12 protein-coding genes and 1 tRNA gene are annotated in these 16,283 nt (G+C 66.5%); 1 reads left to right on the top strand and 12 read right to left on the bottom strand.

Annotated features, from left to right (window positions below; genetic code table 11):
- Positions 1-145: 145 nt before the first annotated feature.
- Positions 146-922, bottom strand: coding sequence for an acyl-CoA thioesterase (locus AAG591_RS08285; protein WP_342530667.1), 777 nt, complete (start codon positions 920-922; stop codon positions 146-148).
- 136 nt (positions 923-1,058) lie between these two features.
- On the opposite strand from AAG591_RS08285, the gene AAG591_RS08290 reads away from it, so the two are divergent.
- Positions 1,059-1,132, top strand: a tRNA-Cys gene (locus tag AAG591_RS08290).
- A gap of 20 nt (positions 1,133-1,152) precedes the next feature.
- Here the strand turns inward: AAG591_RS08290 and eda are convergent.
- From eda to AAG591_RS08345, 11 genes are all read right to left on the bottom strand, one after another.
- Positions 1,153-1,767 (bottom strand): bifunctional 4-hydroxy-2-oxoglutarate aldolase/2-dehydro-3-deoxy-phosphogluconate aldolase, encoded by a 615-nt coding sequence (gene eda, locus AAG591_RS08295; protein WP_342530669.1) that lies wholly within the window; start codon positions 1,765-1,767, stop codon positions 1,153-1,155.
- Positions 1,764-2,753 carry a glucokinase gene (gene glk, locus AAG591_RS08300; RefSeq protein ID WP_342530670.1) on the bottom strand — a complete coding sequence of 330 codons (990 nt, stop codon included), beginning with the start codon at positions 2,751-2,753 and terminating at the stop codon, positions 1,764-1,766. The genes eda and glk overlap by 4 nt, the downstream gene beginning before the upstream one ends.
- Positions 2,750-4,570 (bottom strand): phosphogluconate dehydratase, encoded by a 1,821-nt coding sequence (gene edd / locus AAG591_RS08305; protein WP_342530671.1) that lies wholly within the window; start codon positions 4,568-4,570, stop codon positions 2,750-2,752. The genes glk and edd overlap by 4 nt, the downstream gene beginning before the upstream one ends.
- Positions 4,567-5,271: a 6-phosphogluconolactonase gene (locus AAG591_RS08310; RefSeq protein ID WP_342530672.1), complete on the bottom strand. Its 705-nt coding sequence runs from the start codon at positions 5,269-5,271 to the stop codon at positions 4,567-4,569. Before AAG591_RS08310 ends, edd begins: the two co-directional genes overlap by 4 nt.
- Entirely contained in the window at positions 5,264-6,709 is a 1,446-nt protein-coding gene (gene zwf, locus AAG591_RS08315) for a glucose-6-phosphate dehydrogenase (RefSeq protein WP_342530673.1), read from the bottom strand. Before zwf ends, AAG591_RS08310 begins: the two co-directional genes overlap by 8 nt.
- Positions 6,710-7,600: an ROK family protein gene (locus AAG591_RS08320; RefSeq protein ID WP_342530675.1), complete on the bottom strand. Its 891-nt coding sequence runs from the start codon at positions 7,598-7,600 to the stop codon at positions 6,710-6,712.
- Positions 7,601-7,716: 116 nt separating this feature from the next.
- Positions 7,717-9,213 carry a tryptophan halogenase family protein gene (locus tag AAG591_RS08325; protein ID WP_342530677.1) on the bottom strand — a complete coding sequence of 499 codons (1,497 nt, stop codon included), beginning with the start codon at positions 9,211-9,213 and terminating at the stop codon, positions 7,717-7,719.
- Positions 9,210-11,210 carry a glycoside hydrolase family 97 protein gene (locus tag AAG591_RS08330; RefSeq protein ID WP_342531246.1) on the bottom strand — a complete coding sequence of 667 codons (2,001 nt, stop codon included), beginning with the start codon at positions 11,208-11,210 and terminating at the stop codon, positions 9,210-9,212. Before AAG591_RS08330 ends, AAG591_RS08325 begins: the two co-directional genes overlap by 4 nt.
- Positions 11,211-11,248: 38 nt before the next feature.
- The gene (locus AAG591_RS08335) at positions 11,249-12,877 is read right to left on the bottom strand and encodes an alpha-amylase family glycosyl hydrolase (RefSeq protein ID WP_342530678.1); all 1,629 of its coding nucleotides are present in this window, start codon (positions 12,875-12,877) and stop codon (positions 11,249-11,251) included.
- Complete coding sequence (locus AAG591_RS08340) at positions 12,877-14,694, bottom strand: alpha-amylase family glycosyl hydrolase (RefSeq protein ID WP_342530679.1); 1,818 nt, start codon at positions 14,692-14,694, stop codon at positions 12,877-12,879. The genes AAG591_RS08335 and AAG591_RS08340 overlap by 1 nt, the downstream gene beginning before the upstream one ends.
- On the bottom strand, positions 14,694-16,223 hold the full coding sequence (locus AAG591_RS08345; RefSeq protein ID WP_342530680.1) for a tryptophan halogenase family protein: 1,530 nt from the start codon (positions 16,221-16,223) through the stop codon (positions 14,694-14,696). The genes AAG591_RS08340 and AAG591_RS08345 overlap by 1 nt, the downstream gene beginning before the upstream one ends.
- Positions 16,224-16,283: the final 60 nt, after the last annotated feature.

Genomic DNA, 16,283 nt, shown 5'->3' on the forward strand with positions numbered 1-16,283 from the left:
GCTTGGAGTAGGAAAACGCCCGCTGACGTCTGGCGCAACAAGCTCCTCCCACTCAAGGGGGAGGTCGGGTGGGGGTTTGCCAAGGCCCGATGGCGTGGAACCCCCACCCCCGGCCCCTCCCCATGGGGAGGGGAGATTGCGGATCTCAGCCGAACACCGCTGCCGCTTGCTGGCCGATCATCACCAGACGCCCGTCGGCATCCCACAGGCGCAGCCGTTCGCTCGAATAGCCATGGTCGGCGTGATCGCTGGCGGTCTCAGCGAGCCACCAGCCGTCGCGCGTCTGCGCCATGGGATCGAGCAGGTTGATCGCCCAGTTCATCGAACTGACCGGGCCGGGCCGCTGCATCGCGCGCATCGCGCCTGGCGGCATGGTGTCGCCGATCAGGATCAGGCGGCTGGTCGGGTCGAGGTCGTCTCCGCCTTTCAGGCGCAGCCAGCGGCGCACCACCGGCCCACCGTCGCCGCCCGAAGGCGCGGCGCGGCGCAATTCGTAATTGTTCTGGATGAAGGCCGGCCCCTTGCCCTCCATCAGCGGCTCGGCTTCGTCGACAGGGATCGGTGCGGGCTCGACCGGCGCGGCGGGATGGACCGCGTTGGCTTCCCGCCCGGCACCGAACAGCCAGAAGGATGTGAGCGCGGGGCTGCCATCGACCAGCAGATCGACTTGCACCTGCGTGACGTTGCGGCCCTGCCGGATCAGCTTCGCCTGCGGGGTCACTTCGGCACCCACGGGCGCCACGAACGCCACCTGAGCCGAGCGCAGGGGCGGCAGGTCGGGAAAGGCGCGGATCGCGGCGGTATAGGCGACCAGTGCGCTCGCCCCGCCATACAGCGTGCGACCCTGCATCCACTCGTCTGCGGGAAGCGTTACGGTCTCGCCGCGACCGGCGATGGGTTCGAGCATGGCGGAAATCGACATGCGCGGTTTCTTAGACGATGACCGGGCGAAGAAAAGCCCGTTGCAACGGGCAACCGAAACTTCGGCGCGAAAGGCGATTGAACTGCGTGGCCCAAGCCGCTAGACGCCCCGCTTCGCGCCAAGCCCGCGACAGTGGGGCCCGATGGCGGAGTGGTTACGCAGAGGACTGCAAATCCTTGCACGCCGGTTCGATTCCGGCTCGGGCCTCCACCTTTTCGCGAACGGATGGACTATCCGGCCAGCGCCGCCGCTTCGGCAGCGCGCGCTTCGACCTCGGCCCAGTCGCGCTCTCCCTTGCCGACCAGCCAGCTGCCACCCACGCACAGCACCTGTTCGATGGCGAGCCAGTGCGCTGCCGTGTCCTGCTTGACGCCGCCGGTGGGGCAGAACTTCACATCGCCGAAGGGCCCCGCCAGCGCCTTCAATGCAGGGATGCCGCCATTGGCCTCTGCGGGGAAGAACTTGAAGTGGGTCAGCCCCAGATCGAGCCCGCGCATGATGTCGCCCGCATTGGCGATGCCGGGGAGGAAGGGAATCTCGGCGCGCACCGCCGCACGGCCCAGCGTATCGGTGAGGCCGGGCGAAACGATGAATTGCGACCCGGCGTCGATCGCGGCCTGCAACTGGTCCTGATTGGTGACCGTGCCCGCGCCCACGATGGCACCCTCGACACCACGCATCGCGCGAATCGCATCGAGCGCAGCCGGAGTCCGCAACGTCACTTCGAGCACGCGAAGCCCGCCTGCGACCAGCGCTTCGGCCATGGGCACGGCGTCGTTCACGTCGTCGATCACCAGCACCGGGATGACGGGGGCCGTGCGCATCAGCTGTTCGATGGGTTTCAAGAAAGATGCTCCTTGGCAAAGGCCGCTGCCGCGCCGAACAGGCCGGGCTGGGGATGGGTGATGATCTTGACCGGAATGCTCGACATGAGCTTTTCAAAGCGGCCCTTGGCGCGAAACCGCTCGGCAAAGCCCGACTGGGCAAGCGTGTCGCGAATGCGGTAGCCGAGGCCGCCCGCGATCACGACGCCGCCGAACCCGCCCTGCGCCAGCGCGATGTCGCCCGCCACGCTGCCGAGCGCGAGGCAGAAACGGTCGACCGCCGCCGCCGCCAGGCTGTCGCTGCCGTCCATCCCGCTTTGCCAGATGGTGCGGTCGTCTTCCTCCATCGTCGCGCGGTTCTCCATCCGGGCGAGCGTGGCGTAGATATCGACGATGGCGGGGCCGGACACGATCCGCTCCACCGAGACGCGGTTATGCCGCCTGCGCAGCCGGGCGAGGATCGCATCTTCGATCATGTCGTGCGGGGCGAAGTCGATATGCCCGCCCTCGGTCGCCTGCACGCGGTAGCTGCCTGCGCCATCGCGCCAGACATGCGCCACGCCGAGCCCGGTGCCGGGGCCCATGATGCTGATCGTGCCTTCGGCAGCAAGCGGCTCGTCCGGTCCGGTCAGGTGGAGGAAATCGGTTTCGGGTGCGCGTGCGACTGCATGGCCGACCGCGCCGAAATCGTTGACGATGGTGTAGGCGTCGACCTTCAGCTTCTCCTTCACCAGCGCGGGGCGAATGATCCACGGGTTGTTGGTGAAGCGGATCACGTCGCCGCCGACCGGCCCGGCGACCGCGATGGAGACTGCCTTGGGCAGGTCGCCGGCCTGGATGCGGCCGAAATCCTCCCACGCTGTCTGGAAGCTGGCGTGATCTTCGGTCTTCAGCGTGACCGGCTCGTCGAGCGTGATCGTGCCGTCGTTCCCGATCGTCGCGATGACGAAGCGCGCGTGCGTGCCGCCGATATCGACCGCGACCAGCCTGTCGGTGCCAGCGCTCACAGCCCGGCCTCGGCCAGCATTGCGCTACCGCCCTTTTCGGCGGGGTCGCTGTGATGGCGCAGCATCGCGAAGAGTTCGCGCCCGACGCCCATTTCCTGCGGCGGCGGCGATGCCTGCTCGCGCGCATCCCATTCGGCGGCGTCTACCAGCGCTTCGAGCGTGCCGTCGGTGGCGCTGACGCGGACGATATCGCCGTCCTGCACCTTGCCCAGCGGGCCGCCGTGGAAGGCTTCGGGCGAGACGTGGATGGCAGAAGGCACCTTGCCGCTCGCACCCGACATGCGCCCGTCGGTGACCAGCGCGACCTTGTAGCCGCGGTCCTGAATCACGCCCAAGGGAGAGGTCAGCTTGTGCAGTTCGGGCATGCCGTTGGCGGCAGGCCCCTGGAAGCGCAGCACGACGACCACATCGCGGTCGAGCCCGCCTGCCTTGAACGCCTCGGCGACCTGATGCTGGGTCGTGAACACGCGTGCGGGGGCCTCGATCGTGTGACGTTCCGGATCGACTGCGCTCACCTTCATCGTCGCGCGCCCCAGATTGCCCTGCAGCAGCGCGAGGCCGCCGTCCATGCGGAAGGGATCGGAGGCGGGTTTGAGCAGCGTGTCGTCGCGGCTTTCCTTTGCGGCGGGTTTCCACACCAGATCCTCGCCCTCCATCACGGGCTCCTGCGCGCCTTCGGCAAGCGACGCGCCGTAGACCGTGCGAATGTCGCCATGCGCGAGGCCTGCATCCAGCAGTTCGCGGATCACGAAGGGCATCCCGCCCGCCGCGTGGAAGTAATTTATGTCGCCCGCGCCGTTGGGATAGACGCTGGCGATCAGCGGGACGACGTCGCTCAGCTCGTCCATATCGTCCCAGTCGAGGATGATCCCCGCCGCGCGCGCAATCGCGGGCAGGTGGATTACATGGTTGGTCGAACCTCCGGTGGCGAGCAGCCCGACGACCGCGTTGACGATTGCCTTTTCATCGATGCAATGGCCGAGCGGGCGGTAGTCCGAACCGTCCCAGCCGATCTCCGTGATCCGGTGCACCGCCGCGCGGGTCAGCTCCTGCCGCAGCTTGTTGCCCGGATTGACGAAGCTGGAGCCGGGCATGTGCAGCCCCATCATCTCCATCATCATCTGGTTGGAATTGGCCGTGCCGTAGAACGTGCAGGTGCCCGCGCCGTGATAGCTGGCGCTTTCGGCATCCATCAGTTCCTTCTCGCCCACCTTGCCCTCTGCATAGAGCTGGCGGACGCGGATCTTCTCCTTGTTGGCGAGGCCGGAGGGCATCGGCCCTGCGGGCACCAGGATCGTCGGCAGGTGGCCGAAGCGCAGCGTGCCGATCAGCAGGCCGGGCACGATCTTGTCGCAGATGCCCAGCAGCAGCGCGCCTTCGAACATCCCGTGCGACAGGCCTACAGCGGTGCCCATCGCGATCACGTCGCGGCTGAACAGCGACAGCTCCATCGAATCCTGCCCCTGCGTCACGCCGTCGCACATCGCGGGCACGCCGCCAGCGACCTGCGCGGTCGCGCCGCGTTCGCGGGCGAAGATCTTTATCTGCTCGGGATAGCGGCCATAGGGCTGATGCGCGCTGAGCATGTCGTTGTAGGCGGTGACGATCCCGATATTCATCGCCTTGCCGCTGCGGATCGTCGCCTTGTCCTCCCCACTCGCGGCAAAGCCATGGGCGAGGTTGCCGCAGGACAGCGTCGGTCGGTGTACCCCTGCCTCTCGCTGGCGGTCGATCAGGTCGAGGTAGCTTTGGCGGCTATCCTTCGAACGTTCGATGATCCGGTCGGTAACTTTGGCGAGCGTGGGGTGCAGGCTCATGCAGGGCTCCAGTAGAATTCGGTGTCCGCGCGGTCGAGAACCGCGCCGATCGGGTACGGGCTCCTGTTCCCGTCGGACATTGCGGCGAGCAGGACGTCACGTTTGTCGGTGCCACGCAGTGACACCATCCGATGGCGGGCGGAGCGGATCGCACCGGCACTCAGGGTAATCCGTGAGACGGGCGCTTCGGGGGGTAACGGATCGGGTGTGACCTTCAGCGCGCGGGCATCGGTCGTCAGGGCCTCGAGATAATCCGGACCGCGGAAAATCGACGCGGTATGCCCGTCTCCCCCCGCGCCGAGCCATACGAGGTCGAGCGGCCAGGGCAGAGTGCTAAGGCGCCGGTTTGCGTCGTCCGCCGAAGTTCCGGCATCCTCGACCAGCGGCAAAAGCGTTGCGCCTGTGCCCCCGAAATAACGGTCGATCATCGCGAAATTGGACAGGGGATCGCCGTGATCGACCATCCTGTCGTCACCCGGCAGGATCGTCACCTTCGTCCAATCCAGCGCTTGCCTGCCGAGCAGTTCGAACGCCGGTGCGGGCGTCGATCCGCCGGGGACGGCGAGCAGGGCGGTCCCGCGTTCGGCAATCGCATTCCCGATAATGCCAGCCACGCGCTCGGCGCAGGCTTGCGCCATTGCGTCAGCACCATCGAATTCGTGCCAGCCTTCCGGATGCCACTGATCGGCCCGATCATTCATGCCAGGTCACCCCGTCGCGTTCGGTCAGCGCGACTGCGGAGCTCGGACCCCAGCTGCCCGAACCGTAGGGCTTGGGCAGCATGTCGTTCTCGCTCCACACATTGCGGATCGCATCGACCCATTTCCACTGCGCCTCCACCTCGTCGCGGCGGACGAACAGCGTAGGGTCGCCGTCGATCAGGTCGAGCAGCAGGCGTTCGTAGGCGATCCGGCGGCGCGCCTTGGAGAAGGCCTGCGTGAGCGACAGGTCGAGCGGGACTTCGCGCAGGGACACTCCGTCGCGGTCCATCCCCGGCTCCTTCGCCATCACCATCAGCCGCACGTATTCCTCCGGCTGGAGGCGGATCACGAGGCGGTTGGCGAGCAGCTTGCCGCCGCGCTGGGCGAAGATGTTGTGCGGCACCGGCTTGAACTGGATCACGATCTCGCTGCGGCGCTCGGTCATCCGCTTGCCGGTGCGCAGGTAGAAGGGCACGCCCTGCCAGCGCCAGTTGTCGACATGCGCCTTCAGCGCCACGAAAGTTTCGGTCTCGGACGGTTCGCCCAGATCCTCGGCATAGGCTTTCACCGCCTCGCCCTTCACCGCGCCGCTGGCATACTGGCCGCGCACCATCTCGTCCGCCCCGACGGCACGCAGGCAGCGCAGCACCTTCACCTTTTCGTCGCGCACGCTGGTCGAATCGAAGTCGGCGGGCGGCTCCATCGCGATCAGCGCGAGCAGCTGGAGCATGTGGTTCTGCACCATGTCGCGCAGCGCGCCGGTTTCGTCGTAGAAGCCGTGGCGCCCTTCCAGCCCCACGGTCTCGCTCACCGTGATCTGCACATGGTCGATACCCTGCGCGTTCCACAGCGGCTCGAACATCGCATTGGCGAAGCGCAGCGCCATCAGGTTCTGGACGGTTTCCTTGCCCAGATAGTGATCGATCCGGAAAATCCGGTCTTCGTCGAATGCGCTCGCGACCGCATCGTTGATGACGCGCGAGCTGGCGAGATCGTTGCCGAGCGGCTTTTCGAGGCCGATCCGCACATTGTCGCCCGCGAGCCCCGCCGATTGGAGGCCGCGAATGGTCGGCTCGAACAGGAACGGAGCGGTCGACAGGAAGATCGAGAGGCCGCCCGAGATATCGCCGAGCTTTTCGGCAAGATGGTCGAAACCCTCGATCGTCGATGCGTCGAGCGGCTGGTATTGCAGGTGGCCGAGGAAGGATCCGATCTTGGCCTCATCCTTGCGGTCTTCGGGAAGATATTCCTCCAGCGCCTCGCGCGCGATCTCGCGATATTCGCCATCGCTAAGCTCGCTGCGCGCAGTGCCGAAGATGCGCAGGTCTTCCGCGATCAATCCGTCTTCGTGCAGGGCGTAGAGGGAGGGCAGAAGCATGCGCTTGGCAAGATCGCCGGTCGCGCCGAACAGCAGCAGGGTGGAAGAGGATGACGCCATCTAGTCGTTTGCTCCTTCGAACGCTCGGGCCGCGAGCTGCAGTGCGCCGCTGATCCCCGAATCCTGGCCCAGCTTCGGCGCGACGATCTGCTGCCTTGAACGGCCGGGCAGGTATTCGGCTCCGAGAGCGAAGGTCCTTTCCCGTACCGCATCGAGCAGGCCGGGCGTCTGCATCACCCCTCCGCCGAGCACGATCGTTTCGACCGCGACGGTCGCGAAGGCGGTATGGCAAAGCTGGGCAAGATAGCCAGCGACATATGTATGCGCAGGGTGCCCCGGCGGCAGGTCGGACAGCGTGGCGCCCCAGCGCGCCAAGATCGCCGGTCCGCTGGCGAGCCCTTCCATGCAGTCGCCGTGGAACGGGCAGTGACCGGGAAAGTCGAAATCGTCGCGGTCGCGCCGGGGGAAGATGTGCCCCATCTCCGGGTGGCCCGCACCGTGGACCGTTTGCCTCCCGGTCACGATGCCGACCCCGATCCCGGTGCCGACCGTGATGTAGGCGAGCGAACTGCCACCTGCGCCATAGGTCGCCTCGGCCAGTGCGGCACCGTTGACGTCGGTATCGAAACCGACCGGGCAGGCGAGCGCGCGGCCCAACTGGCCGGCAATGTCGGTCAGCGCCCAGCCGGGCTTCGGCGTATCGGTGATGTGGCCCCAGCGCGGCGAGGCCCTGTCGAGCTCGACCGGGCCGAAGCTGGCGATGCCGAGCGACAACAGCGGGCCATGGTCCGCGAACCAGCGCGTTACCTCGGCCAGCGTGTGCTCAGGGGTGGTGGTGGGGATGACCGTGCGCGAGACTATTTCGCGCGGCGAGAGGCCGACCGCGAGCACGAATTTCGTGCCCCCCGCCTCGATCCCTCCCAGCAGCGGTGCTGCGTCGCGGCTCGCCATCCGTCGATCTCTCCCTCTGGCGGCAGGCTATGCCATGATCGGCAATAGCGCTGGCAAGCCGCATTCGTATCCATCGTGGCGCTGATCGTCCAATCTGCCGCGTGCAGGTGAGACCATCAGAGGGTGAGCGGGTCGTAGGCGGTGAAGTTCGTCCGGCAGGCTTCGATCATACCCCGCGTCCCCTCGATGTCGGCGACACCGATACCGGGGGGGACCGGCTGCATCTTTTCCGCTGGAGGGAAGGTGCCGTAGCCTGCGAATAGGCAGTGCCAGCTGGCATTGGCGTAGTAGCGCTTTGCGCCATAGGCGGCGTCGTTCGCGCGCGACATATCCTCGTGCCGGAACCACGCGGACATCATCGCCTTGAGCCCGTCGGACAGATGGTCGTTCGCCGCGTTGGCGCGCCAGTAGTCGGTGTCGGAGCGCTGGTTGAGGCGGTAATGCGCGACGATGTAGTCGCGAATGCCTTCGTAGCGGGTGGCGATTGAGGCGTTGAAGGCATCGCGGTGCCGCGGCGTGAACCCGCCCGCTTCGTAGGCTTGCGCGAACTCCAGCGCGGTTGCGATCACGATATGCAACGCGGTCGCTTCGAGCGGTTCGATGAACCCCTGCGCGAGCCCGGCGGCAAGGCAGTTGCCGCGCCAGGTCTCTTCGACCCGGCCGACCTTCGTTGTCAGGAAGCGCGCCTCCGCCTCGGGCTGGCCCAGCGCCTCGCGCAACTCTGCCTCGGCTTCGGCATCGGAGATGTGCGCGGAGGAATAGACGTAGCCATTGCCGACCCGCGTGGTCAGCGGGATGCGCCAGCGCCAGCCCGCGCGCATCGCGATGCTGTCGGTCTGCGGCTTGGGCGTGCCATCATGCGGCGTCGGCATCACCACCGCGCGGTCGTTGAACAGGTTGCTTGCGAAGGGCACGAATTTGACGCCGAGTTTCTCCTGTACAATCAGGCCGCGGAAGCCCGAGCAGTCGACGAAAAAGTCGCCTTCGACCCGCTCGCCACCCTCGCAGAGCAGCGCCGTGACATCGCCAGCCTCGCTCACCTCGATGTCGGAGACTGTGCGATCGAGATGCGCGACGCCGCGCGCAGTCGCCCACTCGCGCAGGAATGCGCCAAGCTTGTGCGCATCGAAATGGTAGCCGTAGCTCGGCGCGAAAGGGAAGTTTTCCGCCGGGTGCGGGCTGCGCGCATGTTCGGCGAGATCGGTCGCGAGGAACCAGTCGTCGGGGTGGGCGGGTACATCGAAGCCGCGCCGTGCGAGCATGCAGTTATGGACGAAGCCGGGCTCGGAATGCAGGTCGACCGGACCGGGGAAGGGGTGGAAATAGCTTTCGTATCCCGCCCGCTCGCTCCAGCCGGTGAAGCGAATGCCCAGCTTCCAGGTCGCCTCGCACGCGGCCATCCACTCGGCCTCGGCGATCCCGAGATGGTCGAAGAAGCCTTTCAACTGCGGGGTCGACCCTTCGCCGACCCCGATGATGCCGATCCCTGAGCTTTCGACCACCGTCACGCTGCCGCCGCGCGCGGCCCATTCTTTGTGCAGCAGGCAGGCGGTGATCCAGCCCGCGCTGCCCCCGCCGAGCACGACCACGCGCGGAGGTGCGGCGCCGGTCACTTCTTCGGCTGCAACCGGATCGCCGCGCCGCCGCCGGGCGCGAGCCACAGCTCCAGCGTATCGCCCTTGCGGATCGTGCGCGTGTCGTAGGCGATGTTATGCCGCGCCTCGGTCTCGTAAGTCGCGCCTTCGCCATCCTTCCAGATCGTCGCGGTGTAGGTCTGCCCGTCGTCGAGGAAATCGAAGTCGAGCGTCAGCGTACGCGCCGTCGCATCGTTGATCCCGCCGACGTACCAGTCGTCGCTGTTGCGATCCTTGCGCGCGAAGATTGCGTAATCGCCCACCTCGCCCGCGATCAGGTGGCTTTCCGCCCAGTCGGCGGGCACTGCCTTGATGAACTCCAGCTCCCTTGGATGCGCTTCGAGGCTTTCGACGAAGTCGGCCGCCATCTGGATCGGCGAATAGATCGCGAGATAGAGGCCGAGCTGCTTGGCGAGCGTGCTGGCGATCGGCTGGTTGTCCGACCCGACAAGGCCCAGAACGCCCGGCGTGTAGTCCATCGGGCCCGACAGCATCCGGGTATAGACCAGCGTCGGTTCGTGATCCGGGCCGTTGGCGAATGTGCCCCAGGCGTTGTATTCCTGACCGCGCGCGCCCTCGCGTGCGACCCAGTTGGGGTAGGTGCGGCGCAGGCCGGTGTCCTTCACCGGTTCGTGCGGGTTGATCGCGATCTTCCGCTTGGCGGCTTCCTCGACCACCTTCATGTGGTGCTGCACCTGCCGCTGGCCGTCGTGCCACTCGTACACCTCGTCACCGCACGGATCGGCGATGTCGGCGTTGCACGAGATGATCCCGCCCGCATCGGCGACGTATCCGGTCTTGACCACATCGACCCCGTGCGCCGCGTACATGTCGAGCGCGTCGCCCAGCTGGCGTTCGTACACCTCGATATTGCCGCCGGTTTCGTGGTGGCCGATCAGGTGCACGCCCTTCTTCTTCGCGTAGGCGGTGACCTCGTCGAAATCGAAATCGGGGTAGCTTTCGGTAAAGCTGTAATCGCGGCCGTTGCCGAACCAGTTGCCGTCCCAGCCGACGTTCCAGCCTTCGATCAGCACGCCGCGAAAGCCGTTCTTCGCAGCGAAATCGATATATTGCTTGGCACGGGTCGTCGTCGCGCCGTGGTTGGGCCCCTGCGCCCAGGTCCAGTCGCCGCGGATCATGCCCCACCAGATGCCGACATATTTGGCAGGCTCGAACCAGCTGACATCGCCCAGTTTGTTGGGTTCGTTGAGGTTCAGTTCCAGATCGTTCTCGACCAGCCCTGCGGCATCGTCGGCTATGCGGATCGTGCGCCACGGCGTGGTGAAGGCGCCTTCGCGGACGACCTTGGCCCCCCGGCTCGACGGGGCGAGCTGCGCGCGGAAGCGGTGATCCTCCATCCGCCGCAGCCACATGCCCGAATAGTCGACCAGCGCCGCTTCGTGAAACGCCAGATGCGTGCCGTCGGCCAGCCGCACGGTCATCGGCGTGTGCGCGGTCGAGACTTCCTCGATCGGGGTCTTCTTGTAGAGATATTCGTAGCGGTTCCAGTCGCCGCCCTGGATCCACCACGCGGTTGCGTCCTGATCGGGCGCGATGACGAATTCGGTCAGCTCCTCGGCAATTCCCGTCACGGGCTGGTCGGGGTTCTCGGGAAATTCGTAGCGGAAGCCCACGCCATCGTCGAACACGCGCATCCGCACGGTCAGGGCGCGTTTCGAGGTGTCGCGCGTCTCGCGGAACGTGACCGCGAGTTCGTTATGCCGGTCATGGACGAACTGGCGTTCTCCCCACGGCTGCTCCCACGTGTCGTCGAAGCTGCTCGTCACCGCATCTTCGATCACGAAGTTGCGGCGCAGCGTTTCGGCGTTGGTGAGGGTGAAGCCGAGCTGGCTCTTGCCGATCAACGCGTTCCCGTCGCGGGTGATGGTGTAAAAAGGCACCCCGTCGCCATCGACATCGAGCGTGGCCACGATCCGCCCGTCGGGCGAGGACACGTCCTCCGCCAGCGCGGGCATCGCGGTGCCCGCGAGCAGCCCCGCGATGGCGAGGCGGATCAGGCCCGCAGAATGATTGCGGCGTAGGGGCCGAGCGAGGTCGGGCTGGCCTGGTTCACGGTACATAGAATCTCTCCCTCGGGGGTGTCGTGCAGGGGAAGTGCCTCTGCGGAAAGGTTGAAGCGGCACACGATCCGCTCTCCATCGGCTTCGCGCGTCAGTTCGAGCAGCGCGCCATCCGCGCGGCATGCGGCAACCGCGCCGCTGCGCAGCGCGGGATGCGCGTTGCGCAAAGCGATCATCGCGCGGGTGTGCGCGAGCAGGGAGGCGGGGTCCGCCACCTGATGGTCGACCGCGCGGGCATGGTTCTCCTCACCCAGCGGCAGCCACGGCGTATCCGACCCGAACCCGCCCGCAGCCTCTGCAGCGCTCCACGGCATCGGGGTGCGTGCGCCGTCGCGGCTCAGCGTCAGCGGCCAGTTGGCGATGGCTTCGGGATCGTGCAGCTGGTCGAACGGGATATCGACCTGCGTCAGGCCCAGCTCCTCGCCCTGATAAAGGATGATATTGCCGCGCAGCGTCGCGAGCAGCGCGATCTTCATCCGCGCGAAGACCTCGCGATGCTCTGGCTCGCACCAGCGCGACAGCGCGCGCGGCGCGTCGTGGTTCTCGAACGCCCAGCTCGGCCAGCCGATGCCGTCCTCGGCAGGCCATTCGGCCAGCGCGGCGCAGACCAGCTGCGGGGTCAGCGCATCGGCGTAGAGGAAGTTGAACCCGTAAGCCGAATTGAGCCGCGTCTGGCCTTGGGTGAAAGCCTTCATCTCGGCTTCGGCCTCGTCCCCGCCGACTTCGGCAACGGTGAAGATCGCCCCGGAATCGCTGCCGTAGCCGTCGGTCACTTCGCGAATGCGTTCGATGAAGCGCGGGATATCGGGATGCGACATGTTGTGGATGCGCAGCTGGAAATCGAACGGCCGCGTGCGTGCCCGGTTGGTCGCAGGGGCGGGCGGATTGTCGCGCAATTGCGGGTCGTGCATCGCGAAGTTGAGCGCGTCGATCCGGAAGCCGTCGACACCGCGATCCAGCCAGAAGCGCGCCACGTTCAGCAGCGCATCCTGAACTGCCGGATTGTGCCCGTTGAGCTGCGGCTGGCTGCTGAGGAAATTGTGCAGGTAATACTGCCCGCGCCGCGCATCCCAGGTCCATGCCGGGCCGCCGAAGACCGACTGCCAGTTGGATGGCGGGCTGCCGTCGGGCTTGGGATCGGCCCAGACGTACCAGTCTGCCTTCGGGTTATCGCGGCTCGACCGGCTTTCGGCAAACCACGCGTGTTCGTCCGAAGTGTGCGAATAGACCTGGTCGATCAGCACTTTCAGGCCGAGCGCGTGGGCGCGCGCCACCAGCGCCTCGAAATCCGCCAGCGTGCCGAAGATCGGATCGACGTCGCAATAGTCGGCGACGTCGTAGCCGAAGTCCTTCATCGGCGAGGTGAAGAAGGGCGAGATCCAGATCGCATCGACGCCGAGGCTGGCGACATGGTCGAGCCTTTGGGTGATGCCCGGCAGATCGCCGATCCCGTCGCCGTTGGCATCCATGAAGCTGCGCGGATAGATCTGGTAGATCGCTGCTCCGCGCCACCACGGATGGGCACGCTCGGGTGCGGTTGCGGGGGTCCTTGCCGTCGCCATCAGCGGTCCACCAGTTCGCAAACCGCCCAGCCGAAGGGCGGCAGGTCCAGTTGCACACTACCAGGCGCGGCGACGCTGGCGGGGCAGGTGCCCGACAGCGAAACGAGGCCGCGCGCGCGGTAATCCACTTCGATATTGCGGATGATGCTCTCCCCGCTGGTGTTGAACGCGATCAGCACGCGCTGGTGTGTTTCAGGATCGACCCGCTCGACCGCGAGCAGCCCGGGACCATCGTGATCGAAGCCACGGATCGTCGTCAGCCCGTGTTTCAAAGCGGGGTTGCGCAGGCGCAGCTGCGATAGCTCGCCGATCAGCCGGTAGAGCGGGTGGGCGGTGTCGAAATTGTCCTCGGCAGTGGTTGCCTCGGTACCGAGCAGGTCGTTGTCGTTGTAGAAATCGACCCGGCTGGGGAACATGTCCTCGCGCGCGAGCTGGTCGTTGCCATCCGAGATGAAGCCCTGCTCGTCCCCGTAATAGACCGTCGGCACGCCGCGCAGGGTGAACATCATCGCGTGACCGAGCCGGGTGCGCGCCAGCAGCTCGTCGGGATCGTCGGTGCCCGCGTTCTGGCGCACGAACATCGAGAAGCGGCCGAAATCGTGGTTGCCGAGGAAGGTCGGCAGGCCGAGCGCGGTGCTCGCACCGCCCGGATAGATCGCGTCCTGTTCGAGGAAATCGGCCATCACGATAGGCGGGGCTTTCCCGCTTGCGACCAGCTGTGCGGCGGCCGCGAAGCCCATGTCGAGCGCATAGGGGAGGCCGCTTTCGGCCATCACCCTGGCGGCGGTGACCGCGTCGGGGCTCTGGTAGGCGATCTCGCCGAAGATATGGAAATTGGGGATGCCCTTGGCCTCGGCGCGATCGAGCATGGCGGGGACGAAGGCCTGCCAGAATTCGGGGTTCACATGCTTGGCGGTGTCGATGCGGAAGCCGTCGATCCCGAAATCGTCGATCCAACTGCCGAAGATGTCGATCATCCCGGCGACCACGCGCGGGTTCTCGGTCGCCAGATCGTCGAGCCCGACGAAGTCGCCGTAAGTGCTGCTCTCGCCGATCCAGAAGGTGTCGCCGCGATTGTGGTAATAGATCGGGTCGTTGAGCCAGGCGGGCACCTTCACGTTGCGCTCCGCCTTGGGGACCACCGGCGTGTAGGCGAAGGTGGGGTCGGTGAGCTTCGCCCAGTTCTCCGCGCTGGCGTCGGCGTCGCCTGCGAAGCCTTCGTTGATCGGCCTGCCGTCCGGCCCGCCGCGCGTGCTGAAGGGGTAATCGCCCTTGCTGCGATACGTATACTCGTCCTCGGCGTAGCGGATCACGTCGGCGGTATGGTTGGCGATGATGTCCATGTAGACCTTCATCCCGCGCGCGTGCGCCGCATCGACGAAGGCGCGGAATTCGGCGTTGGTGCCGAAATGCGGGTCGACCTGCGTGAAATCGGTCACCCAGTAGCCGTGATAGCCAGCGCTCTCGTTTCCGGGAGGGCCCTGCACCGGCTTGTTCTTGAAGATCGGCGCGAACCAGATCGCGGTGACGCCCATCCCCTGGATGTAGTCGAGTTTCTCGGTCAGGCCCTTCAGGTCGCCGCCGTGGTAGAAGCCCTTGTCGGTGGGATCGTAACCGCTCTTCAGCCGGTCGGCGGGGTAGCCGCCCAGATCGTTCGCGGTGTCGCCGTTGGCGAAGCGGTCGGGGAGGACGAAATAGATCACCTCGTCGGTCAGCGGGCGGGCACGATAGTCGTCGCCTGCATCGGGATCGTGCGCCAGCACTGGGCTTGCAAGCAGGAGCGCGCAGGCCGCGACCATGGGGGCGAAGGCTTTCATCAGGCGGTCTTTCTCATTTCTGCTGCGGGTTTGCCGCCCGGCATGCAGTAGGCGCGCAGGAACTGCGCATGGCCGGGCATGCTATCGACGATGCCGCCGATGCCGCGATCGATATCGGCAAGCATCCGCTCCAGGTCGACCGACGGCATGGCGTCGGCCAGCGGGTGATACGCATCGGGCAGCACGCCCTGCCCGACGAAGACCTGCAGCCAGCCCGGCTCGGTGAACAGCTCTTCGTGTTCGCGGTGGATATAGCCGCTGGCGCGGAACTGCTCGATCTTCGCGGAGAGCGTAGCGGGCAGGTCCATGCTGCGGCAGCGATCCCAGAAGGGTTCGCCCTCGCGCCCGTTCGCCCGGTAATGGAGGATCAGGAAATCGCGGATCGAGTGCCACTCGAACGCCGCCTGCCGGTTGAACTCGTCGACCAGCGCGGGCGCGGGGCGTCCGTTTGGCAGCATCTGGAGGAAGCGCGCGATCGACGACTGGATCAGGTGGATGCTGGTCGATTCGAGCGGCTCCATGAAGCCCGCCGACAGCCCCAGCGCGAGGCAGTTGCCGACCCACTGGCGCTGCCGCATCCCGGTGGTGAACCGCACCCGGTTGGGCTCGGCCAGCGGCTCGCCGTCCAGATTGGCGAGCAGCGTCGCCTCGGCCTCGTCATCGGACAGGTCATCGCTGCAATAGACGAGGCCGTTGCCGATCCGGTGTTGCAGCGGGATGCGCCATTGCCATCCGGCAGAGCGGGCGGTCGCGCGGGTGTAGGGGGTGAAATCGCCCATGGTCGCGCAGGGCACGGCGATGGCGCGGTCGCAGGGGAGCCAGTGGCTCCAGTCCTCGAAGCCCGCATGCAATTCCTGCTCGATCAGCAGCGCACGAAATCCGCTGCAATCGATGAAGAAGTCGCCCGCGATGGCCTGGCCGCTCTCAAGTGTGACCGAGGCAATGTCGCCGCTCTCGCTATCGCGCCCCACCGCGGCAACCTTGCCCTCGATCCGGGTGGCACCGTGATATTCGGCATGGCGGCGCAGGTAGGCGGCGTAGAGCGCGGCGTCGAAGTGGTAGGCCCACGGCATGTCGGGCGCTGGCTGCCCCGGCTTCGCTGGCCACATCTGCATCTTGAGCGCGCGCGCGGCGCGTTCGTTGAGCGAATACCGGCCCAGCGGCTCCGCCTTGCCCTCGGCCTGTGCGCGCAGCCAGTATTGGTGGAAGGGCAGCAGCCCCGCACCATGACCGATGGTGCCGAAAGCATGCATGTAGCGTGTGTCCGGAGCGCCCCAGCCGGCAAATTCGATGCCGAGCTTGAAGGTGGCCTTCGTTTCGCGAAGAAACTCGGCCTCGTCGATCCCGAGCCCGCGATTGAACAGGCGGATCTGCGGGATCGTCGCCTCACCGACACCGACAGTGCCGATCGCGTCGGATTCGACCAGCGTGACCCTGGCCGAGGTCAGTCGTGCCAGTGCCGCCGCCGCCATCCATCCGGCGGTGCCCCCGCCGACGATGACAATGTGCTGATCTCTATCGCGACCCACGCTTCACCCATCCTCGTGCCACGTCGACCTTGTCCCCGCTCAGAGGAAGCGGAGCAAGGG

Source organism: Citromicrobium bathyomarinum, from assembly GCF_038594485.1.
In the GTDB taxonomy this organism is placed as follows: domain Bacteria; phylum Pseudomonadota; class Alphaproteobacteria; order Sphingomonadales; family Sphingomonadaceae; genus Alteriqipengyuania; species Alteriqipengyuania bathyomarina_A.

Bases quoted from the DNA above. Each gene is read 5' to 3' on its own strand.
- AAG591_RS08285 (WP_342530667.1), bottom strand. From the start codon at position 922: ATGTCGATTTCCGCCATGCTCGAACCCATCGCCGGTCGCGGCGAGACC.
- edd (WP_342530671.1), bottom strand. From the start codon at position 4,570: ATGAGCCTGCACCCCACGCTCGCCAAAGTTACCGACCGGATCATCGAA.
- AAG591_RS08310 (WP_342530672.1), bottom strand. From the start codon at position 5,271: ATGAATGATCGGGCCGATCAGTGGCATCCGGAAGGCTGGCACGAATTC.
- zwf (WP_342530673.1), bottom strand. From the start codon at position 6,709: ATGGCGTCATCCTCTTCCACCCTGCTGCTGTTCGGCGCGACCGGCGAT.
- AAG591_RS08320 (WP_342530675.1), bottom strand. From the start codon at position 7,600: ATGGCGAGCCGCGACGCAGCACCGCTGCTGGGAGGGATCGAGGCGGGG.
- AAG591_RS08330 (WP_342531246.1), bottom strand. From the start codon at position 11,210: ATGCCCGCGCTGGCGGAGGACGTGTCCTCGCCCGACGGGCGGATCGTG.
- AAG591_RS08335 (WP_342530678.1), bottom strand. From the start codon at position 12,877: ATGGCGACGGCAAGGACCCCCGCAACCGCACCCGAGCGTGCCCATCCG.
- AAG591_RS08340 (WP_342530679.1), bottom strand. From the start codon at position 14,694: ATGAAAGCCTTCGCCCCCATGGTCGCGGCCTGCGCGCTCCTGCTTGCA.